Origin of the sequence: Nostoc sp. C110 (assembly GCF_043099725.1) — a bacterium.
Lineage (GTDB): Bacteria > Cyanobacteriota > Cyanobacteriia > Cyanobacteriales > Nostocaceae > Nostoc > Nostoc muscorum_A.
Genome location: NZ_CP171148.1, coordinates 532,977 through 559,862 on the forward strand (window position 1 = coordinate 532,977; position 26,886 = coordinate 559,862).

The 26,886-nt window shown below is 40.5% G+C and carries 15 protein-coding genes; 7 read left to right on the top strand and 8 right to left on the bottom strand.

Annotated features, from left to right (window positions below):
• Window positions 1–230: 230 nt before the first annotated feature.
• Window positions 231–3,740: a condensation domain-containing protein gene (locus tag ACFFRD_RS08035; protein WP_392481083.1), complete on the bottom strand. Its 3,510-nt coding sequence runs from the start codon at window positions 3,738–3,740 to the stop codon at window positions 231–233.
• A 1,011-nt stretch (window positions 3,741–4,751) separates the two neighbouring features.
• On the opposite strand from ACFFRD_RS08035, the gene ACFFRD_RS08040 reads away from it, so the two are divergent.
• The 6 genes from ACFFRD_RS08040 (at window position 4,752) to ACFFRD_RS08065 (ending at window position 17,896) form a co-directional block, all read left to right on the top strand.
• A complete protein-coding gene (locus tag ACFFRD_RS08040) occupies window positions 4,752–7,433 on the top strand; it encodes a TonB-dependent siderophore receptor (protein WP_392481084.1) in 2,682 nt (893 codons plus the stop codon).
• Between the two features lie 297 nt (window positions 7,434–7,730).
• On the top strand, window positions 7,731–8,876 hold the full coding sequence (locus ACFFRD_RS08045) for a PepSY-associated TM helix domain-containing protein (RefSeq protein WP_392481085.1): 1,146 nt from the start codon (window positions 7,731–7,733) through the stop codon (window positions 8,874–8,876).
• Between the two features lie 52 nt (window positions 8,877–8,928).
• On the top strand, window positions 8,929–10,236 hold the full coding sequence (locus tag ACFFRD_RS08050) for an MFS transporter (protein WP_392481086.1): 1,308 nt from the start codon (window positions 8,929–8,931) through the stop codon (window positions 10,234–10,236).
• Between the two features lie 288 nt (window positions 10,237–10,524).
• Complete coding sequence (locus tag ACFFRD_RS08055) at window positions 10,525–16,539, top strand: AAA family ATPase (protein ID WP_392481088.1); 6,015 nt, start codon at window positions 10,525–10,527, stop codon at window positions 16,537–16,539.
• Window positions 16,540–16,712: 173 nt separating this feature from the next.
• Window positions 16,713–17,078, top strand: a complete 366-nt coding sequence (locus ACFFRD_RS08060) for a rhodanese-like domain-containing protein (RefSeq protein ID WP_392481089.1) — start codon at window positions 16,713–16,715, stop codon at window positions 17,076–17,078.
• Window positions 17,079–17,140: 62 nt separating this feature from the next.
• Window positions 17,141–17,896 carry a TIGR04283 family arsenosugar biosynthesis glycosyltransferase gene (locus ACFFRD_RS08065; RefSeq protein WP_392481090.1) on the top strand — a complete coding sequence of 252 codons (756 nt, stop codon included), beginning with the start codon at window positions 17,141–17,143 and terminating at the stop codon, window positions 17,894–17,896.
• On the opposite strand, the gene ACFFRD_RS08070 is transcribed toward ACFFRD_RS08065, so the two are convergent.
• Window positions 17,881–18,582 carry a DUF547 domain-containing protein gene (locus ACFFRD_RS08070; protein ID WP_392481091.1) on the bottom strand — a complete coding sequence of 234 codons (702 nt, stop codon included), beginning with the start codon at window positions 18,580–18,582 and terminating at the stop codon, window positions 17,881–17,883. The genes ACFFRD_RS08065 and ACFFRD_RS08070 overlap by 16 nt on opposite strands.
• 233 nt (window positions 18,583–18,815) lie before the next feature.
• Between ACFFRD_RS08070 and ACFFRD_RS08075 the strand changes: the two genes are divergently transcribed.
• Window positions 18,816–18,980 carry a hypothetical protein gene (locus tag ACFFRD_RS08075; RefSeq protein ID WP_175586448.1) on the top strand — a complete coding sequence of 55 codons (165 nt, stop codon included), beginning with the start codon at window positions 18,816–18,818 and terminating at the stop codon, window positions 18,978–18,980.
• 37 nt (window positions 18,981–19,017) lie between these two features.
• Here ACFFRD_RS08075 and ACFFRD_RS08080 read toward each other — a convergent pair whose 3' ends face one another.
• The 6 genes from ACFFRD_RS08080 to ACFFRD_RS08105 form a co-directional block, all read right to left on the bottom strand.
• The gene (locus ACFFRD_RS08080; protein ID WP_392481092.1) at window positions 19,018–19,830 is read right to left on the bottom strand and encodes an SDR family oxidoreductase; all 813 of its coding nucleotides are present in this window, start codon (window positions 19,828–19,830) and stop codon (window positions 19,018–19,020) included.
• Window positions 19,831–20,166: 336 nt separating this feature from the next.
• Window positions 20,167–22,371, bottom strand: coding sequence for a family 1 glycosylhydrolase (locus ACFFRD_RS08085; protein ID WP_392481093.1), 2,205 nt, complete (start codon window positions 22,369–22,371; stop codon window positions 20,167–20,169).
• Window positions 22,372–22,715: 344 nt separating this feature from the next.
• Window positions 22,716–24,257 carry a patatin-like phospholipase family protein gene (locus tag ACFFRD_RS08090; protein ID WP_392481094.1) on the bottom strand — a complete coding sequence of 514 codons (1,542 nt, stop codon included), beginning with the start codon at window positions 24,255–24,257 and terminating at the stop codon, window positions 22,716–22,718.
• Window positions 24,238–24,657, bottom strand: a complete 420-nt coding sequence (locus ACFFRD_RS08095; protein WP_392481095.1) for a hypothetical protein — start codon at window positions 24,655–24,657, stop codon at window positions 24,238–24,240. Before ACFFRD_RS08095 ends, ACFFRD_RS08090 begins: the two co-directional genes overlap by 20 nt.
• Before the next feature lie 8 nt (window positions 24,658–24,665).
• On the bottom strand, window positions 24,666–25,574 hold the full coding sequence (locus tag ACFFRD_RS08100) for an acetoacetate decarboxylase family protein (RefSeq protein ID WP_163926734.1): 909 nt from the start codon (window positions 25,572–25,574) through the stop codon (window positions 24,666–24,668).
• 72 nt (window positions 25,575–25,646) lie between these two features.
• Window positions 25,647–26,696 carry an esterase gene (locus ACFFRD_RS08105; protein ID WP_392481096.1) on the bottom strand — a complete coding sequence of 350 codons (1,050 nt, stop codon included), beginning with the start codon at window positions 26,694–26,696 and terminating at the stop codon, window positions 25,647–25,649.
• Between the last annotated feature and the right edge of the window lie 190 nt (window positions 26,697–26,886).

A 26,886-nucleotide genomic window follows, 5' to 3' on the forward strand; every position in this document is an offset into this window, starting at 1 on the left:
ATAGTCAAAACCTTGATTCTATGGTGGGGCAATTCATGTAGACGCAAAGCGGCTTCCCGCAAGGTATTTCCCCTACAATATGTATAGGACTTACGCAAAAACCCTCTAAAACTCTCATACCTCCGTGACCTCTGCGCCCTCTGTGGTAGCCTGCGGCAAGCCACTTCTCTACGAGACGCTACGCGAACGTGTCTACGTTTTTCGTTACCCCTGCGTAAGTCTTAGTTCTATTAACTAATGACTTTACGCTTGGTTAACTTCAGCTTTTCTAATGAAGTAAATTCCAGTTCTTTCTCTTTAATCTGCTGTTGTTCTCTGTCAGAGTTAACGATAATTGCGGCTAACTCATTTAGTCTGATATCTGGCTGCTCAACAACATTGCGTAGCAGGATTTCAAAATGAACAATCATTTGCCCAATAGTCTTGTCATCAAACAAGTCTGTTTTATACTCTAATGAGCCATTAAAACCTTCTAAACTTTCCCAAATACTGAATTTCAAATCAAATTTAGATGTACCACTATCAACCTCTAGGGGATGCAGAGTTAGCTCTGGAAGTTCTATAGATGGAATGGGAGCATTTTGCATAATAAACATAACTTGAAACAATGGGTTGTGGCTTAAGTTTCGCTCTGGTTGCAATTCTTCCACTAACTTTTCAAAGGGCAATTCTTGATGAGCGTAAGCACCCAAAGCCACTTCGCGTACTCGCCCTAACAATGCCCGAAAACTCGGATTACCTGATAGATTTGTACGCAGCACTAGGGTATTAATAAAAAACCCTATTATTCCCTGAGTTTCTGCTCTAGTGCGACCTGCAACAGGCGAACCAACTAAGATTTCTTGTTGGTTTGTATAACAGTACAACAACGTCTTAAATACTGCTATGAGTGTCATAAACTGAGTGACACCCTCTCGCTTATTTAATTCTTTTACTGCCTCACTTAGAGCTTTGGGAAATGCTAGAAATTGCTTTTTGCCACTGAAGGTTTGTATTGCTGGTCGGGGTCTATCTGTAGTCAGTTGCAGTACTGATAGATTACCGCTTAACTGCTGTTTCCAGTAATCAAGTTGGGTATGAAGAATCTCTCCTTGCAGCCATTTTCTCTGCCAATCAGCAAAATCTGCATACTGAATGGGAAGTTTAGGAAGTAGAGAGGGTAAGTCATGAGAAATAGCTTGGTAAATCTCTGCTAGTTCTTGAATCAGAATACCAATAGACCAACCATCTGCAATAATGTGGTGCATGGTCAAGAGCAATATATGCTCCTCTGGTTTCAAATACAAAAGTTGAACTCGCAGCAGTGGCGACTGTGATAAATCAAAGGGTTTTTGAGCGAACTCTGTGGCGAAGCGCAAAGCCTCAGCCACAGTTGCTTCTGGTAATTCCAAAACTGGTAGTGTCAACTTCACACTTGGGGTAATCACCTGAACTGGTCGCCCTTTCACAGATACAAAGCTAGTTCGCAAGGCTTCGTGACGCTGTACGACTTCGTTAAGACTTTGTTCTAATGTCGCCTGATGAAGCTTCCCAGTTAAACGTATTGCAATGGGAACGTTGTAGAAGGGGTTATTAGGTTCTAACTGGTTAAGAAACCACAAGCGCTCTTGAGATAGACACAGGGGTAGTTCTTGATTGCGAGAAATCTGCTGTAGCAGTGGTTCTGAAGATTTTGTAATTGTTAATTGAGAAAGGATTTGCATTGCTAGCAGAACGACACTAGCATCTTGGAAAAAATCTTCAACGGATATTGCTACCCCAAAATCTACCTGAATTCGATTTTTTAGATCGAAAACTATTAAGGAATCGATTCCCAAGCTATTTAGTGGTTGTTCTGGTTTCACTTGGGAAACTTCAACTTTTAATATCTGAGCAATTTGTTTTTGTAAGTAAGATATCAGCAATGGTAGGCGGGTTTCTGGCGCTGTTGCCATAATTGCTTCACGGCTCAGATTCGTCTTGTCCTCAAGGTCATCTGCACTATCCAGGATACTCTGGCTGGTAACTTTCAGTTTATTTGCCAAAAAATTGGCTTTTGTGGCACGGCGTTGAATTTTGCCGCTAGAAGTTTTGGGAATACTACCTGCTTTGATTAGTAGTACTGCATATACTTGCACTTCATGTACTTCTGCAACAGCCTGACGAATTGCGGCAGTAACTTCTTCAAAATTTGGTTTGGCACGAAACTCCAATTCCTGCACCACTACCAGCCGTTCTTCATGAGCAACTTCCACAGCAAAAGCTGCACAGCTACCTAAACGCAATGATGAATGACTGCATTCTGTAGTTAATTCAATGTCTTGTGGGTAAAGATTACGACCTCTGATGATAATTAAATCTTTAGCTCTACCTGTAATGAAGAGTTCTCCATTGTGCAAAAAGCCTAAGTCACCAGTACGTAGAAATGGCCCTAATGTTGTGCTAACTCCTGTGCCTTGGAGGTAGGCGTGAAATATTTGCTCCGTCTCTTGTTGCTGATGCCAATAACCTTGCCCAACACTAGGGCCTGATACCCAAATTTCTCCAACTTCGTCAGGTTGACAAGGGGTAAAAGTCTCTGGGTTAGCGATCGCAATTTGTTGTTGTGGTAAAGTTTGTCCACAACTGACAAAACTTTGAATATCTTCACTATCAGTATTTGCTTCAACAACCCGGTTTCTGGAAAGTGCCGATTTGACAACTGTTATGCAAGGAGGTGCAGCTTTCTTGATCCCGCCAGAAATCATCAGGGTTGCTTCCGCCATCCCGTAACATGGGTAAAATGCTTCCCGCCGAAAGCCACACTCTGCAAAAGCCTCTGCAAACCGTTCTAAAGTATCCTGCCGAATGGGTTCAGCACCATTAAACGCAACACTCCAACTACTTAAATCAAGGGTTTCTTTTTGCTCAGGGGTAATCTTTTGAATGCACAATTCATAAGCAAAGTTAGGGGCTCCGCTAGTTGTACCTCTGTAGTGAGAAATTGCCTGTAACCAACGATAAGGTCGTTGTAAAAAAGCTGTTGGGGACATCAAGATGCAAGGAAATCCACCATACAAAGGTTGCAAAATACCACCAATCAATCCCATATCATGGTAAACAGGTAGCCAAGAAACAAATTTACTACTAGGAGAATGTTCCATAATTTGGTAAGTCATGGCGGCATTGTGGAGCAAATTGCCGTGACTAAGCATGACTCCCTTTGGTGTCCCTGTAGAACCCGATGTATATTGCAGAAAAGCTAGGGTATCTGCATTGATGTGAGTTTGTTGCCAAGCGTCTTCTGAACCTGACGCTATATCATCTGTAGTCAACCACTGGAGACTTTCTAGGTTTGCTGCTTGTGCAAATATGGATTGTAATGTCGGGAGCATCGCTGTTGTAGTCAGAGCAATGCTAGGTTGTGCATCTTTAGTAATAGCGCTTATTCTGGGTGTTTTGCGTTGATTGAGAGGTGGATAAGCAGGAACTGCAACAACTCCAGCGTATAGACAACCAAAAAAAGCAGTTAAGTAATCTAGTCCAGGTGGATAAAGTAATAAGGCTCGTTCCCCATTTAAATTTAAAGCTTGGAGTTGAGATGCGATCGCACAAGAGCGCTTCACCAGTTGTTGATAAGTCAGTGTTGATTCTTGAGTTTCTCCATCTTCAAGGAAGGTGAAAGCAATTGTATCTGGCTGTGTCAAGCTTCTTTGATGCAGAAGATCAACAAGTGTGAAGTTAGGGTCAATTCCTTTAAAGTCCTTGATTTGTATAGCCATTTGACTTTCCACAACTAGATGCACTCTTGCTTAAATACTGCTGCGATACATTCAACTTTTATCCTGCCAAAATGAGAACGCAAATATCGATCGCATTTCACAGGTAAGTTTTCATCCCACAATTCCGACTTTCTACTAGCTAAGGCTTTTTACCTCTTTTAGGAGAGCCTAAACAAGGGAGTCCTTAGCGAAATACTAGACGCTATTGCAAATTTCAACTCAATAAAGTTTTAAGGTTTTTATTGAGAGCAATTTTCAAGTACTCTGCTTACTTTAGAGGAGAGTATCGCTTTATGCAACTAGCTATTGATAGGTAATTCTTATTGATTTGTGTAAATAGATTATATTTTTATAACCTGGTCTTCTGTAGATTAAGCTGATTTTTTGTCAGCGATCGCAGCAAGTTAGAGCAATGCTTAATCGGTCAGAATACAGACCATCACAGGGACAAGGTACTACTGATAGGTGCCAATTTAACATTAAAAAAGCGGTTATAAACCCCTTTTGCACGAGGCATTACTAACATCCGTGGGTTTAAAAACCTTGATTTGGCTTTAGTCGTTGGCAAATTGATAGAGAGTCTAACCCATCAGCCCCGATCCATCTTATTTTCTTTAATTTAAGTGCGTTTAAACGCATTTGAGCTATGGGCAATCAAGTTATTGCATTCCATTCAGATGAAATTCGGTGTATTCTTTGTTTGTAAAATTAGTATAAAATTATACTAATTTTATTTGGTAAAAATATTTTAAAGTCTTCCAAATATTGATTAGGACAACATTTTCTTTAGTAACACTTGTCTTGCACTTGTATCATTTTAACTATATCTATTCCAGCTATTAGCTGTCTTTTAGCTTTATAAGCTAGAAAATCTTGATAAAGACTGTCAAATATCTTGCGATATATTGTCACTTTACTTTGTGGCTAAAATAGTTTAATTTCAGATTTGAAATGAAAAACTTTTCTATTAAGTTCTAAGGCTACTAGTAGACCGTGAGGATCTGGATTGGAATGAAACTGAAAAAATTGCTTCCCTACCTGTTATTAACAAGCTCTTTGACTGTATCGATCGCAACTGCTGCTAGAAGTGAAGAAGTAGGGATAGGTGTATCAGAGCATCTCAAGTCAACTACAACAGATGCTAATTCCAATCAACCATTTACTGGGGAACCAATCAGAGAGATTCAACGAATAAGTGAGTTAGTACATCCTGGCAAGAGTGCAGAGATACTTCGACAACCACCACAACTCAGCCAAGGGAGTACCACGGAAATTGTCCCAGTGAGTGCAGTTAAGGCTAATCCCACCGCTCAGGGAGTGGAAGTGATTTTACAAACTGCCCTTGGTGAAAAATTACAACTGGTGAATCGCAGTTCGGGCAATAATTTTATCGCTGATATTCCCAACGCACAATTACGTTTACCTTCAGGTGATACATTCACATTTCGCTCGGAGCGGCCAGTTGCAGGTATTACTGAGATAACGGTCGCAAACTTTGATGCCAACACTATCCGAGTCACGGTGATTGGTGAAGCGAATGTACCGACTGTAGAGTTGTTTGACAGTCCTGACGAGGGTTTGATTTTGAGTGTGGCTAGTGCTGCGTCTTCCACATCCCAAGGACAACAAACACAAACACCACAAAAGCCTGAAGCAAATCAGTCAGAAACAGAAACTCCGCCAAGTCAACCTTCTGCGGCGAGTGATGAACCGATTGAACTAGTAGTGACGGGCGATCCTGATGGATATCGTGTACCTGAAACATCAACTGCAACCAGAACCGACACTCCACTGCGCGATATTCCTCAGTCCATTCAAGTTGTACCCAAACAAGTAATTGAGGAGCAGGGAATCACTCGGATTTCAGATGCAGCCCGTAACGTGTCTGGTGTATCAGTGGGAACAGGCTATAGCGGCGCTGTAGATGACTTAACGATTCGGGGATTTCTCAACTCAAACATCCTGAGAAATGGCTTCAAAACTCAAAATGCTTTTATCTATGGCGCAAACGTCGAACAGGTTGAAGTTCTAAAAGGCCCAGCTTCAGTTCTGTATGGTCAATTTGAACCAGGTGGTATTGTCAATTACGTCACAAAACAACCGTTAAATGAACCCTACTACGCAGGTGAGTTTACAGTAGGAAGTTACAGTTTTTATCGTTCGTCCATTGATATTTCTGGGCCCCTAACTCCAGAGAAAAATCTTTTATATCGTCTCAATATTGCCTATGAAAACTCTGGTAGTTTTCGTGATTTTGTCAATGGGGATGTTTTCTCTATCTCTCCCATTGTCAGCTATAAGATTGATGATGCCACAACCATCTCTTTAGAATACGAATACACAAAGGTCAATAGAGTATTTGATCGTGGTTTTTTACCTAACAGTGTTTTTCTCGACCTTCCTATCAGCCGGAATTTAGGCGAACCAAGCGACTCGATTGATATTGAAAATAACCGCTTTGCTTTAACCCTAGACCATCGATTTAATGAAAACTTGCGTCTGCGGAGTAATTTATCTGGTCAATTTATTGAGACAAATGATACTCACATTAATCCTAATGAGTTAGTTGGCGATACCTTATCACGAGACTACTCTACAGGTCTTTCTCCTGGTGAAAGTAACGATTTATCGCTGCAAACGGATTTGATTAGTGAATTCAAAACTGGATCAATTCAGCATCAGCTACTTTTTGGTGTGGAGTTCAGTAGAAGCATTAGTAACTATTCACTCGATCAAGCAAGTATTTCATCACTAAATATCTTCGCTCCTGTCTATGGATATGAAATTCCATCCCGTGAAAGTTTTACCTATGCAGTAAAGTCCGATTCAACCACAAATACAGCAGCAATTTATTTACAAGATCAAGTAACATTGCTGCCAAATTTGAAATTGCTAGTCGGCGGCAGATATGATTTTGTTGATTACAATAATAAATTCATTCCTGACACAGTTAATGGTAGCGAGCCAGAAGAATCTAATTTTTATGATGCAGCCTTTTCACCGCGTGTCGGATTAGTTTATCAGCCAATAGAACCAATCTCGCTGTATGTCAGTTATAGCCGTTCCTTTGTACCTAATAATTTTAGGTCGAATGGAGAAGCACTGGAGCCTTCGCGGGGTACTCAGTATGAAGTCGGGATTAAAGCCGATCTGAGCCCTCAGATATCGCTGACGTTAGCAGCTTATGATATTACAAAGACTAATATACCGACAGTTGATCCTGATAATCCTGATGTATTCTTTGCAGTCGGAGAGGTAAAAAGTCGTGGAATTGAAATGGATATCGCAGGAGAAATTACACCCGGTTGGAAGATAATAGCTTCTGGTTTCCTAAATGATGCCTATGTCAGCGAAGACAACGATCCTTCTTTGAAAGGTTCGCGGTTGGTAAATGCACCCTATCATGGCGCTAGTTTATGGACAACTTATGAAATCCAGAGTGGTGATTTGCAAGGGTTCGGTTTTGGTGCAGGGTTATTTTTTATAGGCGATCGCATTACTAACCAAAGCGATCCGTTTACTCTTCCTTCCTATGTTAGAACCGATGCGACTATCTTCTACAAACGTAATGATTGGGGAGCCGCACTCAATTTCAAAAATCTGTTTGATGTGAAATACTACGAAACCAACGGCTTTTATGTATTCCCACAAGCACCTTTCACAGTTCAGGGCACAATTTCATTCAGTTTTTAACGAACAGAATTCAGGAGTCAGAATTCAGAATTGAATTCTGTGCGAGTGGTGGATAGCGCCGGCGGCAAGCGAGTCTGCGTACTCCTACGGAGAAGCAAGCTACGCGCAGCGTCTCGTAGAGAGCGTCTGAATAAACGGGTTTAAGACCCCCACCAAATTTTCAATTTGGTAGTCAACAAGAAAGTGGCGGCTCTGAATCCCCCACTAATTGATTCTGAATTCTGACTTCTGACTTCTGAATTCTTCTTCAACAGGAGGAATGAGAAGGGTAATCAATGTATGTAAAGGGTATCTGCAATGAAATCCAAAACATTCCGTAACTGGGCATTTATTCTACACCGCTACCTCGGTTTAGCTATGGGATTCGTGCTGATTATAATTGGCTTGACAGGTAGTTTATTGGTCTTTCAGAAGGAAATTAACCACTTTTTAGTAGCCCAACAGTTTGGATATATCTCTCCCCAAGAAGCGCCACTGTCTCTAGAGTCAGTGGTAAATACTGTGAAAGCGGAATATGATTCATCCCGAAAGGACTTAAAACTCAATAAAGTCTATATCCATTCAGAGCCAAATGAACCAATTATGTTTGCCTTCGTTGCTCCTGATGACAAAGGGATAGATGTTTTTGTCAATCCTTATACTGGTGCAATCATGGGTGAGCGATCGGACAGAACATTGATTCTTCTGCTGTATGAACTCCATTATAATCTGATGGCTGGAGACGTTGGGATGACCATCGTTGGAGTTATAGCATTCCTGTTGCTCGTTCTGAGTATTACGGGTGTCATTCTCTGGCCTGGATGGCGCAGGCTGATTTCAGGATTCAAGATCAAGTGGAATGCTCATCCAAAGCGGCTGAACTTCGACATTCATAAAGTAGCAGGCATTATTACAGTGGTGTTCCTGACGCTGACTGCCTTTACTGGCTTCTGCTGGAATTTCTACGACTTCACTGAACCCATAATTTATGCAGTAACATTTACCAAAAAGCAACCAGAACCGGTTTCTGTGCCCAAGCCTGGTCAGTTACCGTTGCGACTTGCAGAACAACTAAAGATTGCTGACGCTGCCTTGCCAGGAGCTATGGTCAGGAGTATTTCCTTCCCTAGTCAACCTGAAGACAGCTTGACAATTAGCTTTAAGCTACCCCAGGAAAATGCAGAACGTGGTCAGAGTAATGTTTATCTTGACCAGTACACGGGTAAAGTTTTGCGAGTTGATAATGCTTTAAAAATGCCATTGGGCGATCGCATCCTCAACTCTTTTATTCCCCTACACTATGGTACCTTTGGTGGTTTATCCACGCGCATTCTCTACGTATTTGTCGGATTATCACCCTTAATTTTATTTATAAGTGGCTTTGTCATGTACCAACATCGCTACCGAGAAAAATCTGTCCGCCACAATCAGGTAATAGAGCTATCAAAGAACCATCAAGATTAATTGAAGGTTAATTTGCCAACCGCCACAAACCTATAATTTAAGACTCATACAAGTGCGTATATTCATCATTATTTGGCTTGGTCAAACCGTTTCTATTATTGGTAGTGGGATGACTGGCTTTGCATTCACTATCTGGATATGGGAACTAACGCATCAGGTTACAGCAATAGCGTTGTTTGGGTTGTTTGCACAATTGCCACAAGTATTGATGGCTCCTATCGCTGGGTTTATTGTAGATCGTTGGAACCGTAAATATCTGATGATAGTTGGGGATACAGTGAGTGGTGTTGTCGCGATCGCTGTCTTACTACTTTATTCAACTAGACATCTGCAATTATGGCATTTATACTTAGCTGTCGCTATCCAAGGTATTTTTGAGGTAGTTCAAGAACTGGCTTACTCAACATCCATATCTACGATGCTGCCCAAGCAGCACTACAGTCGTGTTAGCAGTCTGAGATTTTTAGCTGATTACGGTTCTAGTATCATCGCACCAACACTAGCAGGCATTCTCTACTCAGTTATTGGGCTTGTTGGGATATTAATTATCGATATTGTGAGTTTTGTATTTGCTGTCACCACAGTTTTAGGAATACATATCCCACAACCTAGTATGACAACAGTAAACACTCAAAGTTTCACTAATTGGAAGCAGGAGATTTACTTTGGTTGGCATTACATTGCTGTACGTCCAAGTTTGCTTGCCATGCTAGTGTTAGCATTTGTATTTACATTTGCCTATGACTTTGGACTCTCAATCTATTCACCGATGGTTCTAGCACTGACTGGCAATGATGCTAAGGTGTTAGGCACTTTAGCCTCAGCAGCAGGAATTGGTGGAATAGTTGGGGTATTGCTCATCAATAGCTGGGGTGGTTTCAAGCGTCGTATAGATGGGGTGCTACTTGGTATGATCGGTGTTGGTTTGGGCAAAATTATCTTTGGTTTAGCTAAGACACCATTGATTTGGATTCCAGCTCAATTCTGTTCATCTCTGAATTTTCCCATACTTGGCAGTTCTTGTGATGCTATCTGGCTAACCAAGGTTAATCCTCAGATACAAGGACGTGTTTTTGCGACTCTAAAGGTTGTAACGTTGGTTGCTTCAACTGTTGCTTATTTGATAGCTGGGCCACTAGCCGACTATATTTTTGAACCTGCAATGATGCCAGATGGTAGTCTTGCACCCATATTAGGCTGGATATTCGGCACGGGAAAAGGTTCGGGTATGGCAGTTTTGTACTTCATCTCTTCGCTAGGGATGTTACTTATTGGCTTAAGTGGATATGCTTTCCGCACTTTGCGTGACGTAGAAATTATGCTGCCCGATCATGATGCTAATACAGCACTGCGGAAATAGTGATAGCAAATGTCAATCCAATACTTCTCGCTTTGTGCATTTTTAATTCGGAATCGGATTTTGGGTAAAGGGAAAAGGGTAAGGGTTAAAGGTTTTTTCTTTCCCCTTCCCCCCGCCCCTTATCCCCAGAGGGGACCCCACCAACCGAGAAGTATTGAATGTCAACCCCTGTGCTTAGTTCCATTTCAAGCGTGGTGAATCTGGTTTTATAAGTAGCTAGTCGTTAAAGTAAATTTATTTAGGTATTTGGGAATACTAAATGTAAAAGTCTTAAAGATAAAGTCCAGCATGATTAGCACCAAACTCAGTATTCCTGGATATCAAGTTAACGAACAACTTTATGATAGTGCCAGAACTCTTATTTATCGTGGTTTCCAGGAAACTGACTCCTTACCTGTAATCATCAAACTGCTGAAAAATCCTTATCCTAGCTTTAGCGAACTCGTACAATTTCGTAATCAGTACACCATTACCAAAAATCTCAACTATCCCGGAATCATTCAAACTTATAGCTTGGAAGCATACCAGAATGGTTATATATTAGTGATGGAAGACTTTGGGGGAATTTCCCTTAAGGATTATTTCGTTAATGACAATGCGGTATCCCTAAAGGAATTTTTAAAAATTGCAATATCTTTGTGTGATGTCTTAAATATACTTTCCCGCCATCGAATTATTCATAAAGATATAAAACCTGCCAATATATTAATTAATCCTGAAACTAAGCAAGTAAAGCTCATTGACTTTAGTATTGCCTCTTTATTACCACGAGAAACCCAAACGCTAATCAGTCCGAATGTATTAGAAGGGACGCTGGCTTATATTTCCCCAGAACAAACAGGAAGGATGAATCAGGGGATTGACTACCGAACCGACTTTTATTCTTTGGGTGTAACCTTCTATGAATTACTTACAGGTGAATTACCTTTTCAATCAAATGATCTGATGGAGTTGGTACATTGTCACATTGCTAAATCAGCACCATTAGTAGATGAAATTGACCCACAAATTCCGTCTGTTCTTTCAGAGATTGTCAGAAAATTGATGGGAAAAAATGCGTCATCTCGCTATCAAAGTATATTGGGTCTGAAATTTGATTTAGAAAATTGTTTAACTCAACTTCAAAAAACTGGTGAAGTTAAGAGTTTCCCAATTGCACAAAGAGATGTGTGCGATCGCTTTATTATCTCCGATAAACTCTATGGACGAGAAACTGAAATAGCCACCCTAATCGAAGCATTTGAAAGAGTAAGCAAAGGTGCAACTGAAATAATGTTGGTCACTGGTTTTTCGGGAATTGGAAAGACTGCGGTTATTAACGAAGTTCATAAACCGATTGTGCGCCAACACGGTTATTTTATCAAAGGGAAATTTGACCAATTTCAACGGAATATTCCCTTGAGTGCTTTTGTACAAGCATTCCGAGATTTAATATGGCAATTATTAACTCTAAACAACGCTCAAATCCAGCAATGGAAAAACCAGATATTAGAAGCTGTTGGGGAGAATGGACAGGTAATTATTGAAGTCATCCCGGAATTATCAAAAATTATTGGTGAACAACCACCCGCACCAGAATTATCAGGAACTGCGACCAGAAATAGATTTAATTTATCATTCCAAAAATTTACGCAAGTTTTTACTATTGCTGAACATCCATTAGTGATATTTTTAGATGATTTGCAATGGGCAGATTCAGCATCTCTGAACTTAATGCAACTATTGATTGCTGATACAGGTCATCTATTGTTAATTGGTGCATATCGTGATAATGAGGTCAATCCAGCACATCCATTAATATTGACTTTGAGCGAGATTCAAAAAACGCAAGCACCGATTCATACAATTACTTTAACACCACTAAGTCAAGGGCAATTGAATCAGTTAGTCGCTGATACACTGAAATGTACAGAAAATGTAGCATCACCTCTTTCTCAATCGATCTATCAAAAAACTCAAGGTAATCCGTTTTTCACAACACAGTTTATCAAAGTATTGCATCAAGAGGAATTCATTAAATTTGACCTTGATTCGGGTTGTTGGAAATATGAAATTACACAAGTAAATCAGCAAGCAGTTACAGATGATGTTGTAGAATTCATGGTATGTCAATTACGTAAGCTTCCTGAATCAACTCAACAACTATTACAGTTAGCTGCGTGTATTGGGAATCAGTTTGATTTAGTAACTTTGGCAATAGTTTCAGAAAAATCAAAAACAGAAACGGCAGCTATTTTATGGAAAGCTTTACAAGAAGGATTAATTTTACCTACTAGTGCTAATTATAGTTTTCATCAAGATTTATTTTTAGAAAATAACGGTCATATAACAAATAATATAGACACACAAACTGTTGAAGATAGCTTAGAAGAAAAGACAGTCACATACAAATTTTTGCACGATCGCATTCAACAAGCTGCTTCTTTTTTGATTCCCAAAGAACAGAAAGAGTTGACCCATCTCCAAATTGGGCAATTAATTTTAAAAAATACATCATTAGCCCAGCAGTCAGAGAATATTTTTGAGATTGTCGGTCATTTAAATTATGGAATTCCACTCATTAACCAGCCAAGTAAACGTCAAGAATTAGCTAAACTAAATCTCAAGGCAGGTCACAAAGCCAAAGAAGCGATTGCTTATGGTGCAGCTCTACAATATTTCAATCAAGGAATTCAGTTATTAATTAGTGATGGCTGGGAAAATGCTCATGATTTAACGCGAGATTTATATCACGCTGCTGCCGAAGTTGCGTTTATCAGTAATGAATTTGAGCAGATGGAATCGCTAATTGAAGTAGTGATACAACGAGCGAAAAATTTTTTAGATAAAGTAAAAGTTTATGAAATTAAGCTCCAGTATTATCAAGTACAAGGGCAGATGATTAAAGCGATTGATATTGGGTGTCAAACTCTCCGACAGCTTGGAATACCCTTATTTGAATCTGTTACTACTTCAGATATTCATCAAGCTATAGAAAACACTTTATCAACACTGGGAGAGCGCCAAATTGAAAGCTTAATTGAGCTACCTTTGATGACTGATCCTCAAGCTTTAGTTGCCCTGAAAATTATGATCAGCCTCACTCCCTCTGTCCATCAGGCTGCTCCCCACCTATTTCCAATTATTGCCTGTGAACAAGTTAACTTATCACTTAAATACGGCAATGCAGCACTTTCAGCACCAGGATATGCTGATTTTGGCATTGTTTTAAATGCGGTATTAAATCAACTAGAAAAAGGCTATAAGTTTGGGCAGTTAGCTTTAAAAATTGTAGAGAAGTTTGATGCAAAATCTCTGAAAAGTATGACTAGTTTCAAAGTAGCTGCATTTAATCAATTCAACAAGCTACCTGTCCGAGATACCATCAATTTATTACAAGAATCTTATACTTTAGGATTAGAAGTTGGAGATTCTGTACACATGATCGTCTCAACTTTTTTCCGACTTTTTTATACCTATTTAATGAGTGTAGAAGATTTAAAAAGTTTACTAAAACAAATCAAAATTTTCGAGTCTAGCTTTGCAACTGGTGAATCTTTTTTGATGCGATTTAGTATTCTTAAAAGGACAATTGAATTTATAACTGAATATAGCCATTATTCAGATTTATTAATTGATAAATACTGGGATGAAGGAAAAATCTTACCTGCTCTACTCAAGGAAAATGATGAGTTTACACTCCATGAATTTTATCTAATTAAGTTAATTATTAGCTACTTGTTTGATGATCCTCTAGCGGCAGTTAGCAATGGAGACAAAGGAGAGCGTTACCTTAAAGGTGGTGCAGGAATGCTATCTGTGTCTGTTTTCCATTACTACGATTCATTGGCTCGTCTATCTGTCTATTCTAAAGCTAAATCTTCTGAACAAGCAAAATTGCTCTTGAAGGTTGACGAAAATCAAAAACACCTAAAAGTTCGAGCAATAATTGCACCGATGAATTTTCAGCATAAATTTGATTTAGTAGAGGCAGAGCGTCATTGGGTCTTAGGTCAACGATTTGAGGCAATTGACTTATACGATCGCGCGATCGCTGGAGCCAAAAAAAATGAGTACATTCAGCAAGAAGCTCTGGCTAACGAACTAGCAGCTAAATTTTACCTTGATTGGGGCAAAGAAAAAGTGGCTCAAGCATATATGCAAGAAGCTTACTACTGCTACGCCCGATGGGGAGCAAAAGCTAAAACCGATGACTTAGAAAAACGCTATCCTGAATTACTTCAACCCATCCTACATCAACACCAACTTAGCTTTAATTCCCTAGAAACAATTGCTAGTATTGCCCACAGTTCGATATCTTTATCCGGTCAAACTTCCATTATTAGTAGCACAAATATTTCCGATGCCTTAGACTTTATGTCTATTCTGAAAGCGGCTCAAGCTATTTCTAGTAGCATTGAATTGGATGAAATTATTGCTAGCCTGACGAAAATTATTCTCGAAAACTCTGGTGCCCATAAATTTGCCTTAATTCTTTCTGAAAATGGAAACTTAAAAGTCAAGGCAATTACTTTTATTAATCACCAAAACAGTTTTTTAACTCCAATACAAACTATTCTCAAGTCACAAGCAGTAGATACTTGTGAAGATATCCCTAGAAAGATTATCAATTATGTCAAAAATACTCAACAAACCATTGTCATAGATAATTGCCAAACAGAGATAGCCGGGTTACTTGGAGAATATCTGCTCGAATTTCAACCCCAGAGTGTATTTTGTACGCCAATTATTAATCAAGGGCATTTAGTAGGCATTCTCTATTTAGAAAATAAGCTAGTAGCAGGGGTATTTACTAGCGATCGCATTAAAGTTATCCAAATGTTATCTGTTCAAGCTGCCATTTCTCTAGAAAATGCTCGTCTTTATCAAGAATCCCAAGAAAAAGCTCAACAGATTCAACAATCGCTCCAGCAGCAAAAAACCTTATTTAATGTTGTAAATCAAATCCGAGAGTCTTTAGATTTAGATGCGATTTTTGGTGCAGTAACTCAAAATCTTCGCTCAATCCTTAATGTCTCGCGCGTCGGAATTTATCAATTTCATCTTGGGGTAAATTACGAATATGGCGAATTTATTGCCGAAGATGTCCTACCGCAATTTCCTTCTGGTTTAGCTGTAAAAATTCAAGACTATTGTTTTGGCAAGAACTATGCAACCCTGTACAAACAGGGACGCTTTTGTGCAATATCAGATATTGAAACCGCAGAAGTTTTAGATTGTCATCGGGCAATTTTGCAACAATTTAATATTAGAGCATCATTGGTTGTACCAATTATGCAAGATGATGAACTTTGGGGCTTACTCTGTATTCACCAATGCGAATACCCACATCAGTGGCAACCTTCTGAGATTGAATTTGCCCAACAAATTGCTGCACAAATGGGAGTTGCACTCCAACAAACCGATCTCCTGCTGGAAACTCGCCAACAAGCAACCCAATTAGAAGAAACACTCCAATATCTTAAAGAAACTCAACTTCAATTAGTACAAAATGAAAAAATGTCTGCGTTGGGAAATCTCGTAGCGGGGGTAGCTCATGAAATGAATAATCCTCTTGGTTTTATTTCTGCTAGCCTTGAACAAAGTAAACCTGTATTTGTAGATATTTTTAAACATCTGAAATTATATCAAGAAAGTTTGCCAAATCCAAAAGAGGAAATTATTGAACATGCCGAAAAAATCGACTTGGAATATAGCTTAGAAGATTTACCCAAGATGATTGATTCAATGATGATAGCCTGTGACAGGCTGAAAAATATCAGTACCAGTCTCTGCACTTTCTCTCGTGCCGATCAAGACTACAAAGTACCTTTCCATATCCACCAAGGCATTGATAGTACCATTCTTATTCTCAAACATCGTTTGAAGGCAAATGAACAACGTCCCGCCATTGAAGTGATCACAAACTTTGATAATTTACCTCAAGTAGAATGTTTCCCTGGTCAATTGAATCAGGTATTTATGAACATTATAGCGAATGCTATTGATGCCTTGGATGAATCAAATACAGACCGAAGTTTTAGGGAGATTAAAGCCAATCCGAATCGGATTATAATTACCACCTTATTGAAAGACAAACAGATTGAGGTGAAGATTGCTGATAATGGTCAAGGCATGAGTGAATCAGTCAAGCAAAAAGTATTTGACCACTTGTTTACTACAAAAGGTGTTGGTAAAGGAACAGGATTAGGATTAGCGATCGCTCAATCCATTGTTATAGAAAAACATGGCGGAACTTTGAATGTGAATTCTACTCCAGGTGTTGGAACAGAATTTGTGATTACCTTACCGATTCTGGCTTAGACTTAAAGTTAACTTGGTTGAAAACAGGAATTAACAGAGTAAGAACGAGCAGTCATTAGCGGAGGGTATTTTTACAAGTGCGATCGCTAACGTTTAACTTTCTTAAACTTCTGATCAGATTTCAGTTTCCTGCTGTTAAGGAAATTAATTGCAACCAATTAGCTCAATTACTGTTGGATTCTGCAAAGCCACGGCCATTACTGCTAGATGCACGAAGTCAAACAGAATATGGGGTAAGCCACATCAAAACAGCAGTGTGTATAGATCATCTAACACCTGACTTAGCAGCACTTTCAACAGTTTCAAAAGATAGACAAATTGTTATCTACTGTGCTGTTGGCTACCGGAGCGCCAAATTAGCCCAACAGCTTGAGCAAGCCGGGATGAAGTGCATTTATAACTTGAGCGGTGGGATTTTTCAGTGGGCAAATGAAGGGAGGCTTATTTTTAAAGACGAGCATCAGACACAGCTTGTACATCCTTATAATGCAATATGGGGAAAACTGCTAAAAGCTACAAACCATGCTCAGGAGTGGTAAATTTTAAGTAAATACATTTGTTTATCCTAGTATCAAATTCTTAATAAAACTACTCTTGCTGCATGTCTCAAGTTTCGATTGTCATTCCGACTTTAAACGAAGCAGTTAGCTTAGGGCGTACATTGCGCCAACTGACTTTACTTAATCCTCCTGCAAAGGAAGTGATAGTGGTAGATGGTGGCAGCGAAGATGAGACAGTGGCAGTTGCAAAACAATGCTTCGGGTTATTCGATCAGTCGCTATGTCTACAAGTTATCTCATCTGAGCAGCGTGGGCGTTCGATTCAGATGAATTACGGTGCATCGACTGCAACTGGAGATATTCTTTGCTTTCTTCATGCAGACACTTGGGTGCCAGATGACCTAATCACTGTAATAGAGCAAACCTTAGCAGAGCCAACCATTGCCTGTGGGGGGTTTATTTCTCTGATGAGTGGATCTCAAACCACTCGCTGGGGTGTCTCTCTACATAATTATCTAAAAACCTATTACGCACCACTGTTATTTAAACCGTACCTGTTTTTTCGAGGATTACGTCTTTTGTTTGGAGATCAGGTAATGTTTTGTCGTAGTACTGACTTTTGGGATTGCGATGGATTTGATCAGGCATTGCCGATTATGGAGGATGGAGATTTATGCCTGAAATTGGTTAAAAAAGGACGTATTTATCAGGTAAACCGGATTGTTCAATCTTCAGATCGACGCGTCGCAAAATGGGGTAGCTTCAAAGCAACTGCAATTTACCTTTATATCGGTTTTTTGTGGGGGATTGGCGTTGATGCAAATTATCTCAAACAATTTTATCAAGATATTCGCTGATTCAGGCTCCAGTCATAGTAGAGATAGGAAATCGGCGTTGAGGCTTGCAAAGGCAAATCTGTTTCTAGGTAAGAGCGGATATATTCTGGAATGGAGGATGTAACTTTGAGAAAGTCTTGACGATACCATTTAAAGATTTTGCTACAGTAGAGCGTTTTACTATCTGAGTCATAACGGACTTTTTCAGGATTATTAATAAAGCGACGGGTATCTTCATCTAACTGCTGAGTAACTTGTTCAGGAAAATAAGCTCCAGCACGCAGTAATGGGCAACCAACCGAAGCGCAGACAATTGCAAAATGAATTCGCGGCTCCTGTAATTTCTCCCGCAGAATAGAGTTCTCTATTTGGGCTAGACTGTAATGTTCGCCAAATATATGATAACCACGACGTTGAAAGAACCACAAAAAAGCCAGCCAGTTGGGAATGCCTAAGATTCGCGGACGAATTGACTCAAGTGGGTACATCTCCAAAATTGCCGAAATAGTGAACGCATTGTAAAGGTTGATCCACAATGCCAATTGCTCAAAAGTGCTGCAATTAGATGGAAAATCCAGATTTGTTTGACTTGACAACCAATCTCCTACCGCTTGAGGTTGCTCAGTTTTCCAAGCAACATAATCTACACGACCCTGTTGATCAACATACTGACGCAATAACCTATCCCAAGGTTCAAAATCAATCATTATCGCTGTGTTTAGGGACTTCTAGTAAAAAAACATCCCATCCCTGTGTTTGGGTAGGGGCGTAAGGTCTTGCACCCCTACTACAAATATACAAATTTATTACACGGTGGCGTTGAAAATTGGGAATTGGTTTAATAATTTAGCCTCTAAAGTGCTAAATCTGAAACAGAAAAACATGGTAGAGCCTGTTAGAAACCTATTATGTTTACTTTTACATTCAAGTAGGGCAAAGTATGATTGCTTTGAGATATTTTGCATTCTTTGTACTACTATTAGCCGGACTATTATCAGCAATTAAGCAAATGAGTCTTGCTTTGGATGAAGGAAATCTTGAGCAGTTCACTCTTTGGACAGGTATTGCCTCTATTATTGCAGGTTTACCAATTATATTGTGGTAAATCTCAGGTAAGCAGATAGTTTTTTAACTAGGTATATTTATATTTTATAAATACGTTTGATGATGGAGAAAAACCAAGAATCGGGCAATAATTTACGTAGCATGAGCAAAATGGGCGCAGGTTGACCAACGGGATAGCGCATTTTATAACTACGATCAATGGCTGCTTTAAATATTGCCTGAGCAACTAATTCTGGCGGCTCTCCTTTTCTTCCCGCTTCTTGGGATACCCTTTGTGCAGTATCTACTAATGGTTGATACATGGGCAAATCATCACGCACGATCGCTCGATTATTTTCGTAAAATTCAGTTTTAATCACACCTGGCTCAACAATTTTAATTTTGATATTGAATGGTTCTAATTCATAGTGCAAAGCTTCACTAAAACCTTCTACCGCCCATTTTGAACTGTGATAAATGCTATACAAGGGGAAAGTAATTCTTCCTCCCATACTGGCAATTTGAATAATAGTGCCACCGCCTTGTTGACGTAGATGGGGAATAATCGCTTGTGTGATTCGCATCAAGCCAAAGACGTTGGTATTGAATTGTTTGGCGATTATTTCATCTGTCATGGCTTCAAATACACCATCTACACCATAACCAGCGTTATTTACTAAAACATCAATTTGACCAAAATCTTGGATGGCAGAAGCGATCGCAGTTTGAATACTGTTATTATCTGTAACATCTAAAAAATATACTTTGATGTTAGGAAATTCACGGAAATTCTGGTCTTGGCTGGGGTTTCGCATCGTGGCTGCAACGTTCCAGCCTTGTTGCGCGAAGTATATGGTGGTGAATTTCCCAATTCCACTGGATGTTCCGGTGATGAAAACTGTTTTGGACATGGATATTAAGGGGTTGAGTGGGATGTAGAGAGGCGAAGTTGTGCGTCTCTACATACATGATTTTTTAAACTCAATACGGTTCAGTTAAGGCTAAAACTCTGTTACTAAAGTCATTTTTTTAACGAACCGCCAAGGCGCAGAGAACACAGAGAGAAGAAAGAGATGCTTAACTGAACTGTATTGTTTTTAAACTCGGAGGGTTTACGCATACTGCAAGTAGAATCCGCAGGGTAGGTGCGCGGAGGGTTTATGGTTTGTAGCAATCCTCCAAAATTCACCAATACATATTTCTCAGAAACCTTTGTAAAATATGGATTTTTGAATTTTGGATTGGTATTAGACGCTGTTTTGTTTGATGATATCGCGGTATAAGTTAGCGGCTGGGGTTGGTTGGCGTTTGAGTTCTGGGTCTGTATCTAGGTCAATGTGATATAGTCCAAAATCGCTATCTGGGCCAAATTTCAAACCCCACTCGCGGTTGGAGGTGATGCACCAGGAGACGTAACCGATGACGTTTATCCCGTCTTGCCGAGCGCGTTGCACTTGTTGGAGATGCTGGCGAATGTAGTCTTCACGCTTGACGACTTTATCGGCTACTTCTACACAGCCATTCTCAATAATCATAATCTCTTTATCGGGGAATAACTGGGCGTGGAATTTGAGCATATCGTAGAGAACACCAGACCAAACTGGCGCATTACCAAAACGTCCAAAAGCAGCATCCATTAATTGTTGAATGCGGTTGAGTCGGAGATTGCTAATCCCCCAGTAATAGTCAAAACCAACAAAATCTTGTTGACCTACACATTCTTGAGGACAGAGGAATGTGGGTAATTTCCCAGCCATACCTAAGTGCCACCAGTTACTTGTCAATGATGTGGAAAGTACGCTGAAAATCTTGAAAATTGGGTCAAAGATGCGGGTGAGCGATCGCAGTACGGGTAAACGTTGTTGGGTGGAAACGGCGACAAATTTCACTTTACTGGGATCGCCGAAGATTTGCTTGGCGATTAAACGCGCCAAATCAATCTCTAAGCCGCTAAATTCTCCGGTTTTGGGGTCGCGGTAGCTAAACCCAGGCACGTTTTCTTTGACTGCGACAACTAAATAACCACGGTCTTGAATGCGCCGCAGTGGTGTACCGGGTTGAGGCTGTCCGATAGTTGGACTAGAAGATCCGCCTGTGGTGATGTCAGCTAGGGTTGAACGTCTACCGATTTTCGGTACAACTGGGACGGGTTGATTGGGGAAGTAATGACTATAGCTAGCTTCCCAAGCACCAGATTCTTTAAACTGTCGCACTACTGTATCTACAATATTCAAGAGGGCGCGATCGCCTTTAACTACAGCTGCGCCATAGTTCTCTACTGTCAGCCCTTCATTATTTTTACCCACCAGTCGATATTGCCCTGGGTGTTGTGTCATCATACCCAAGAGAATTGTGTCATCTGCAAGAATGGCACTCACTTGCTCATAATCCAAGGCTTGCAAGGCATCAGCGTAATCTTCTACTACTTTGACTTCAACTCTGGGTAACAGGTATTCTATGGTAGATTCTGCCGTCGAACTTTTGACAACTGCTACTGTTTTCTGAGCCAGATTTTCTGGTTGCTGAATGGGACTGCTGGCTTTAACTAAGAGAAATTGTCCCGCCTGATAATAAGTTTCTGAAAACGCTACTTGCTGTTGTCGCTCGGCGGTAATAGTCAAATTAGCAATGACAACATCAACTTTTCCTTTTTCCAACAAACTGCGCTCAGTAAAACGTTTACCCTGAGAAATCATATCTTCGGGACGACGCAGATTAGTGACATTGCGATCCACCAATTTCTGCAACCATAGAGGCAGACCCAATAACATGGGGTTTGCTCCCACTTGAGCATCTGGGTTGTACTCCTTGAGGATATTTCTGGCGCGTGTATGGGAGACAAACAAATTCCGCATGAGTTTCTGCACGGCGGTCATTTGATCGGCAATAGTCGCACCGCGCTCCAAACCTGGGGGCATAAAATAGGCTCTTTCCCACCAAGGTTTGATGTAACCGTAAATTAATTGACTAGGTTCGTTAAAGCTAATCCAATAACGTGCCAAATGACCCAAACGCTTGGCGACTTCTGTGGCGTAGTTAGCAAAAATAGCTGGAAATTCTGGCGCAGTTAAACCCCCCCGTGCTTCTACATGGATGGGATGGGTGAAGTGATGCAGAGTTACAATTGGTTCTAAACCATGCGATCTGATAGTTTCAATTACTTGGCGATAATGTTCAAAAGCTTCTTCACTGAACTTACCGGGTTCAGGTTCTACCCGTGACCAAGCGATGGAAAACCGGAAAGACTTGCAACCAAGGGATTGAGCTAAGGCGATATCTTCAGCGTAGCGATGCCAAAAGTCAGTGGCTCGACCCCTGACCGTAATACCGCGACGACGTTCCCATACATCCCGAATATCTTCAAACTGGGAATCGTAAGCTTCACACTGATGGTCAGCAGTTGCAACACCGAATAAGAATGATGAGGGTAAAGGCGTAAGGCGATCGCTCATGTTAATATCTCCTGAAAAGTTGTGATAGAAGGCAGAAGGCGGGATGGGGAGTGTGGGGAGAGGGGGGAGCCAGATTTCTTCCCCATCCTCCCACACCTCCCTCAGACAAAGGTTTCACGTTTTCTTAGTGACATTCACCCTTTAACCTTTCCCCAGAGCAAAAGAGAGATTATTGGGTTTAACCGAAAAGTATTGGAAGGCGGGAGGCAGATCGCTTTTAGCGTCTCCCTTTGGGAGAAGGCAGGAAGGATTCAAGAGAAAATTGCACAACTAAACAATGAAAATGTATTTTCCCTACATCCTTAAACCTTTATACTCCACTCAGCAGAGGTTTAATTTGGAATTTACGGTTGGTAAGTTTCCCAAATATTGCCCCAGAAAAAACTACCAAACTCTGCCAATAATGTAGCTTTCTCTGTCAGTGACTTGGCGTTAGTGATTCGCCACCCGGAAACGCACTTGGTTACGTCACCCACATCTAAGGTTAAAATTCCTGCACCTATAATCGGACTGTTGTTATCTGTACCTTGATGTAGGTAAGTATAGATAGTTGTCATGTCTTGCCACAAATCAAATCCCGGATCGTTATGCAGTTCTTTCTTGCCTACTAAGTAGTAATCTTGATTACCATGTTCAAAAGCAAGTTCATAAGTAATGTATTTATATCCGGGATTATGGTCATGACCAAACAGGTTAAACACGCCACTTTTGAGGGGGATGTGTTCGCCAAAATTCGCAAAACTAATATTACCAGCAATACTAGCAGTGTAAGTGGTATCACTTAAAAAACGTTTTAAGTCACAAATGTTAATTGTCAGTTGCAATGAGAGTGAGGAATTGTGCGCTTTGCCTTTTGCTGCACCCTGGATTGGGTCAGTCTCATTTAAAACAAACCCACCCGCCATCCTTTCGCGGAAAGTTATTCCTGGCAAATTGTTGTGCATTCGGGTCACGTCTGGCTGGAAGGGCAATCCTGCGGGTGACATGGTTTGCAAATATTGTTTAGCATCGGCGTAACCCATATCAACCAAAGTTGCACCATCAATGTTTCCCAAGTAGTAATCAGGATCGAGAGGTAAAGGATAAGCGGGTTTGATGAGGTGGAGTTTGATCGGTTGGGTATGTCCGTAGACTGTCTCCCCTTGCAAAATTCTCTGGTTGATTTCATTGATGCGATCGCACTCTTCAAAAAATGCCCCGTTCGCACTCAGTTCCATCATGTGGACATATTGATTAAAAATTCCCGTTTGATATTCGCTACTATTGCCAATGCACCACAATACCCAAAGTTCATCTGCACCCCGGCGCACCGCTTCCATGAGATTAACATCTTTAATCCACACGGAATCCATGTAGAGATAATCACCTTTCTGTACAGGTGGCATAAAGATGGGGAGAGAAATCCCTGCAACCAATAAATCTAAATCTAGGCGATCGTGGGGAATGACTTCATTTGTTTTGTGGGTAAAGTTGCAAACATTAAATGTACCTTGCATTCCCTCCGAGGCATTGATTTTGCTGATATCAATTCCCAAGTGGGGGAAAACGCGATCAATAATGCCGTCTGCATCTCCCATAGACAACAAATCCCAGGCTTTGAGGTATTTTTCTAGAGGGATAAAGGAGACAAAATCTTTAACATTCAAAGTCCGCCAGCGATCGCACATCTCAATCGGCGATAGTCCAGATAGCAGCATTGCTAAATTCATCGTACCGCCCGAAGTACCATCCGCATGATTAAAACACAGTCCTGATTCGAATAAGGCGCGGATAGCTCCAGCTTGGTAAGCTACACGCATTCCACCACCAGCTAAAATCAAGGAACGTTTATTCCCTGAGTATGTTGGTTCAGGAGTGCCGTAAGGTTTATGCGGTTGGTTGCTCATAAGGGTATCCTGGTGTAAAAGTACGCAAGCGAAACAAGTACCAGAAAATTAATACTCCTGATAACAGGTCAAAACCAGCAATTAGCAGCGCGAATGGGGAAAAAATTAGCTTGATAACAGCCAAACAAACGGCTATTGAAGCACCAAATTTTTGTAATCCTGCCCAAATTAAGACAATAGGTTGGGGTTGTGGGCTGATTAATGCTTGTAACAGTGCGCCGTTAAACAGCAGCATAAACATACCGATGATGGCAAAAAAATGCTGGCTAGTCGGGGTTACTTCTGCTGAGACAATGTAGAGTATTAAACTAGGCAAAACCATTTGCAACAATCCACTCACAATGGTGAAAATGGCAATGCCAATTAATGATAAGTGGAGTATTTTACCGTTATTCATCATATTTTTGATTAATTTTTAATTGGTAATACATACATCTCGGCTTGATCATCCTTGGGCAAAGCCTTTGGCGCTGGTAGCCATTCTTGACCCAAACCTAAATTAACTACACTTTCTAAACCTTCTGGTTGTTGTGTAGGGGGTGTGTCGTAGCCAAGAAACCAACTCTCCAAATGGTCATCTAGCATCCCTGTGATTTCCGGGAAAAAGCCTGTAAATATAGGTTCGGGGCTAATCTCTAGGTGTTTTAGTGATTGGATACGCGGATGATCGCCTATGGTAAGTTTGGCTGAACCTGGTTTAAACAGCGAAAATCCCAATTTCCCTTGAAAGTAAATCACCGATTTCATCAACATCCCGCGAAATGCACAGTAGTTTGCTGCACCCATTTTCAGGGGAAACCAAGCTTTGGCGGGTTTGGCAACCTCAATTTTCATCACTAGTTGCCCATCTAAATCATATTGACTGCTGACGGTGCGATCGCCAATCACAAAGTCCAAGTTAGCTTGATGTTTGGGCATTCCCCAAATTCCTTTACCACCTTTGACAGAAATTTCAGTACTGACAGGTAAATCAAGTACATACTGCCCAGTGCCGTACTGTTGCATCAATAAAGCAGGTAGTAATGGCGGGGCTGGTTTTGCGCCATGAGTGCAGGCGATCGCAATACTAAATTCGATGTATTTACCAATGTCAGTAATCTGATAATTAATCACCGTAATCACTAACAAACCCTGATTATTCCATAGTCGTAAAGGATGTACTTCCTTTGCTAGGATCAATTCTTTAGCGCGATCGGCGTTAATCGGAAATACCGCCATCAATGCTGGTGTGTGTTCAGAATTAACGGGTAATTGAAAAGGTATGCCATCAACCAAGGCATAAAGTCCTGTTTGTTGTTTTAAACGTTGAGGTATCATATTTTTTCACACATAATTAAATTTATTGATGGAGAGAAGTAACAAAGGTCTAGAGAATAAAATTTGCATTTTTCAAACAGTCTTTTCTAATTCTGCAAGCATTAAAGGGAACACATCTTGGGCTGCATTCTTACCCATAAATATGTCTAAATGACTGTAGTTATCAAGAACGTGTAAAGCATGGTAATTAGGACGCAGAGAGTCAAAATATTTAAAAGTTTCTATCTGACTTTGTGGAAGAAAGCAACGATTAAGTTGCCCAGCGAAAAATGCAATCCGGGCATCGGTGTTTGGTGGTTGGGCAATAAAATCTTTTGGGAAATTGGGGAAATTATCAACAGAAATTAGATGTCCATGATTGATGCACTGAGACATTTGTGCGAAAAAACTGAGCGGCACATAGGCGAATTCCTGCTTCAGCCATTCGTGGGTGGCTTCGTTGAGGTTGGAGTGTTCCCACAATGCCGGGAAGCCAGTCCCATAAGTAAAGCTAACTTGTTTACAGACTGAATTATTACATTCGTGATGCGTAAGACCCACGAACAGAGAGATGATTTTTGCAGCTAGACTTGGTGAATCTATTTGCCATTGTGGGTTTAAATGATCGGTGAGAAAATTAACTGCTGGTACTGCAAAATTAATTTTGAAAGATGACCATGAAGGTACAATTGGATGCAGTGAAACCGCATTGCTGATAATAGTTTTGACTTGTGGGACTAAGCCAGCCACCACAGACATCATGAAACTAGTAGATCCCTGACAATGGATGATAGCTTTGATTTCTTCATAACCCGTCTCTTCGACAATTGTTTTCACCGCTTCTGGATGGTCATTCACTGCGGCTCGGTCAAGTGTCCAATGATTAGGATTCAGGTCAATACTGGCACGCCAGTTTTCTAACCATACGTCATAACCATGAGCAACTAAGTAATCAACTATATTAGTATCCACAGGAGCGCGAAAGATATTTGCTCTGACTCCTGCACCATGCGCTAGTAATACAGGCGATTTAGAAGGAGGCTTTTCACCTCTAACGTTAATTAAGTTGCATTCAAAGCCATCTTTGCTAGTAAAAGGTACTATTCTTTCTTGTAAAGATTGAGTATATGCTGTGGTGTTCATTTTGATAGATTTGTTAATAGATTAGGGCATTGGGCATTATCTCGTTCCCTCTGCCTCATAGCTCCCAATACAGTTCGGATAAGCATTTTTCACTTTCCTTGTGGTCTGGGGAAAGGATGTATTCAAAACCTTTTCCCTTTCCCCTTTCCCCTTTAACCAAACCGTATTGTCATACCTCCTGCCTCCTAAA

Coding starts and splice junctions, on each gene's coding strand:
- ACFFRD_RS08035 (WP_392481083.1), bottom strand. CDS start 3,740: ATGGCTATACAAATCAAGGACTTTAAAGGAATTGACCCTAACTTCACA.
- ACFFRD_RS08040 (WP_392481084.1), top strand. CDS start 4,752: ATGAAACTGAAAAAATTGCTTCCCTACCTGTTATTAACAAGCTCTTTG.
- ACFFRD_RS08045 (WP_392481085.1), top strand. CDS start 7,731: ATGAAATCCAAAACATTCCGTAACTGGGCATTTATTCTACACCGCTAC.
- ACFFRD_RS08055 (WP_392481088.1), top strand. CDS start 10,525: ATGATTAGCACCAAACTCAGTATTCCTGGATATCAAGTTAACGAACAA.
- ACFFRD_RS08065 (WP_392481090.1), top strand. CDS start 17,141: ATGTCTCAAGTTTCGATTGTCATTCCGACTTTAAACGAAGCAGTTAGC.
- ACFFRD_RS08070 (WP_392481091.1), bottom strand. CDS start 18,582: ATGATTGATTTTGAACCTTGGGATAGGTTATTGCGTCAGTATGTTGAT.
- ACFFRD_RS08075 (WP_175586448.1), top strand. CDS start 18,816: ATGATTGCTTTGAGATATTTTGCATTCTTTGTACTACTATTAGCCGGA.
- ACFFRD_RS08080 (WP_392481092.1), bottom strand. CDS start 19,830: ATGTCCAAAACAGTTTTCATCACCGGAACATCCAGTGGAATTGGGAAA.
- ACFFRD_RS08085 (WP_392481093.1), bottom strand. CDS start 22,371: ATGAGCGATCGCCTTACGCCTTTACCCTCATCATTCTTATTCGGTGTT.
- ACFFRD_RS08090 (WP_392481094.1), bottom strand. CDS start 24,257: ATGAGCAACCAACCGCATAAACCTTACGGCACTCCTGAACCAACATAC.
- ACFFRD_RS08095 (WP_392481095.1), bottom strand. CDS start 24,657: ATGATGAATAACGGTAAAATACTCCACTTATCATTAATTGGCATTGCC.
- ACFFRD_RS08100 (WP_163926734.1), bottom strand. CDS start 25,574: ATGATACCTCAACGTTTAAAACAACAAACAGGACTTTATGCCTTGGTT.
- ACFFRD_RS08105 (WP_392481096.1), bottom strand. CDS start 26,696: ATGAACACCACAGCATATACTCAATCTTTACAAGAAAGAATAGTACCT.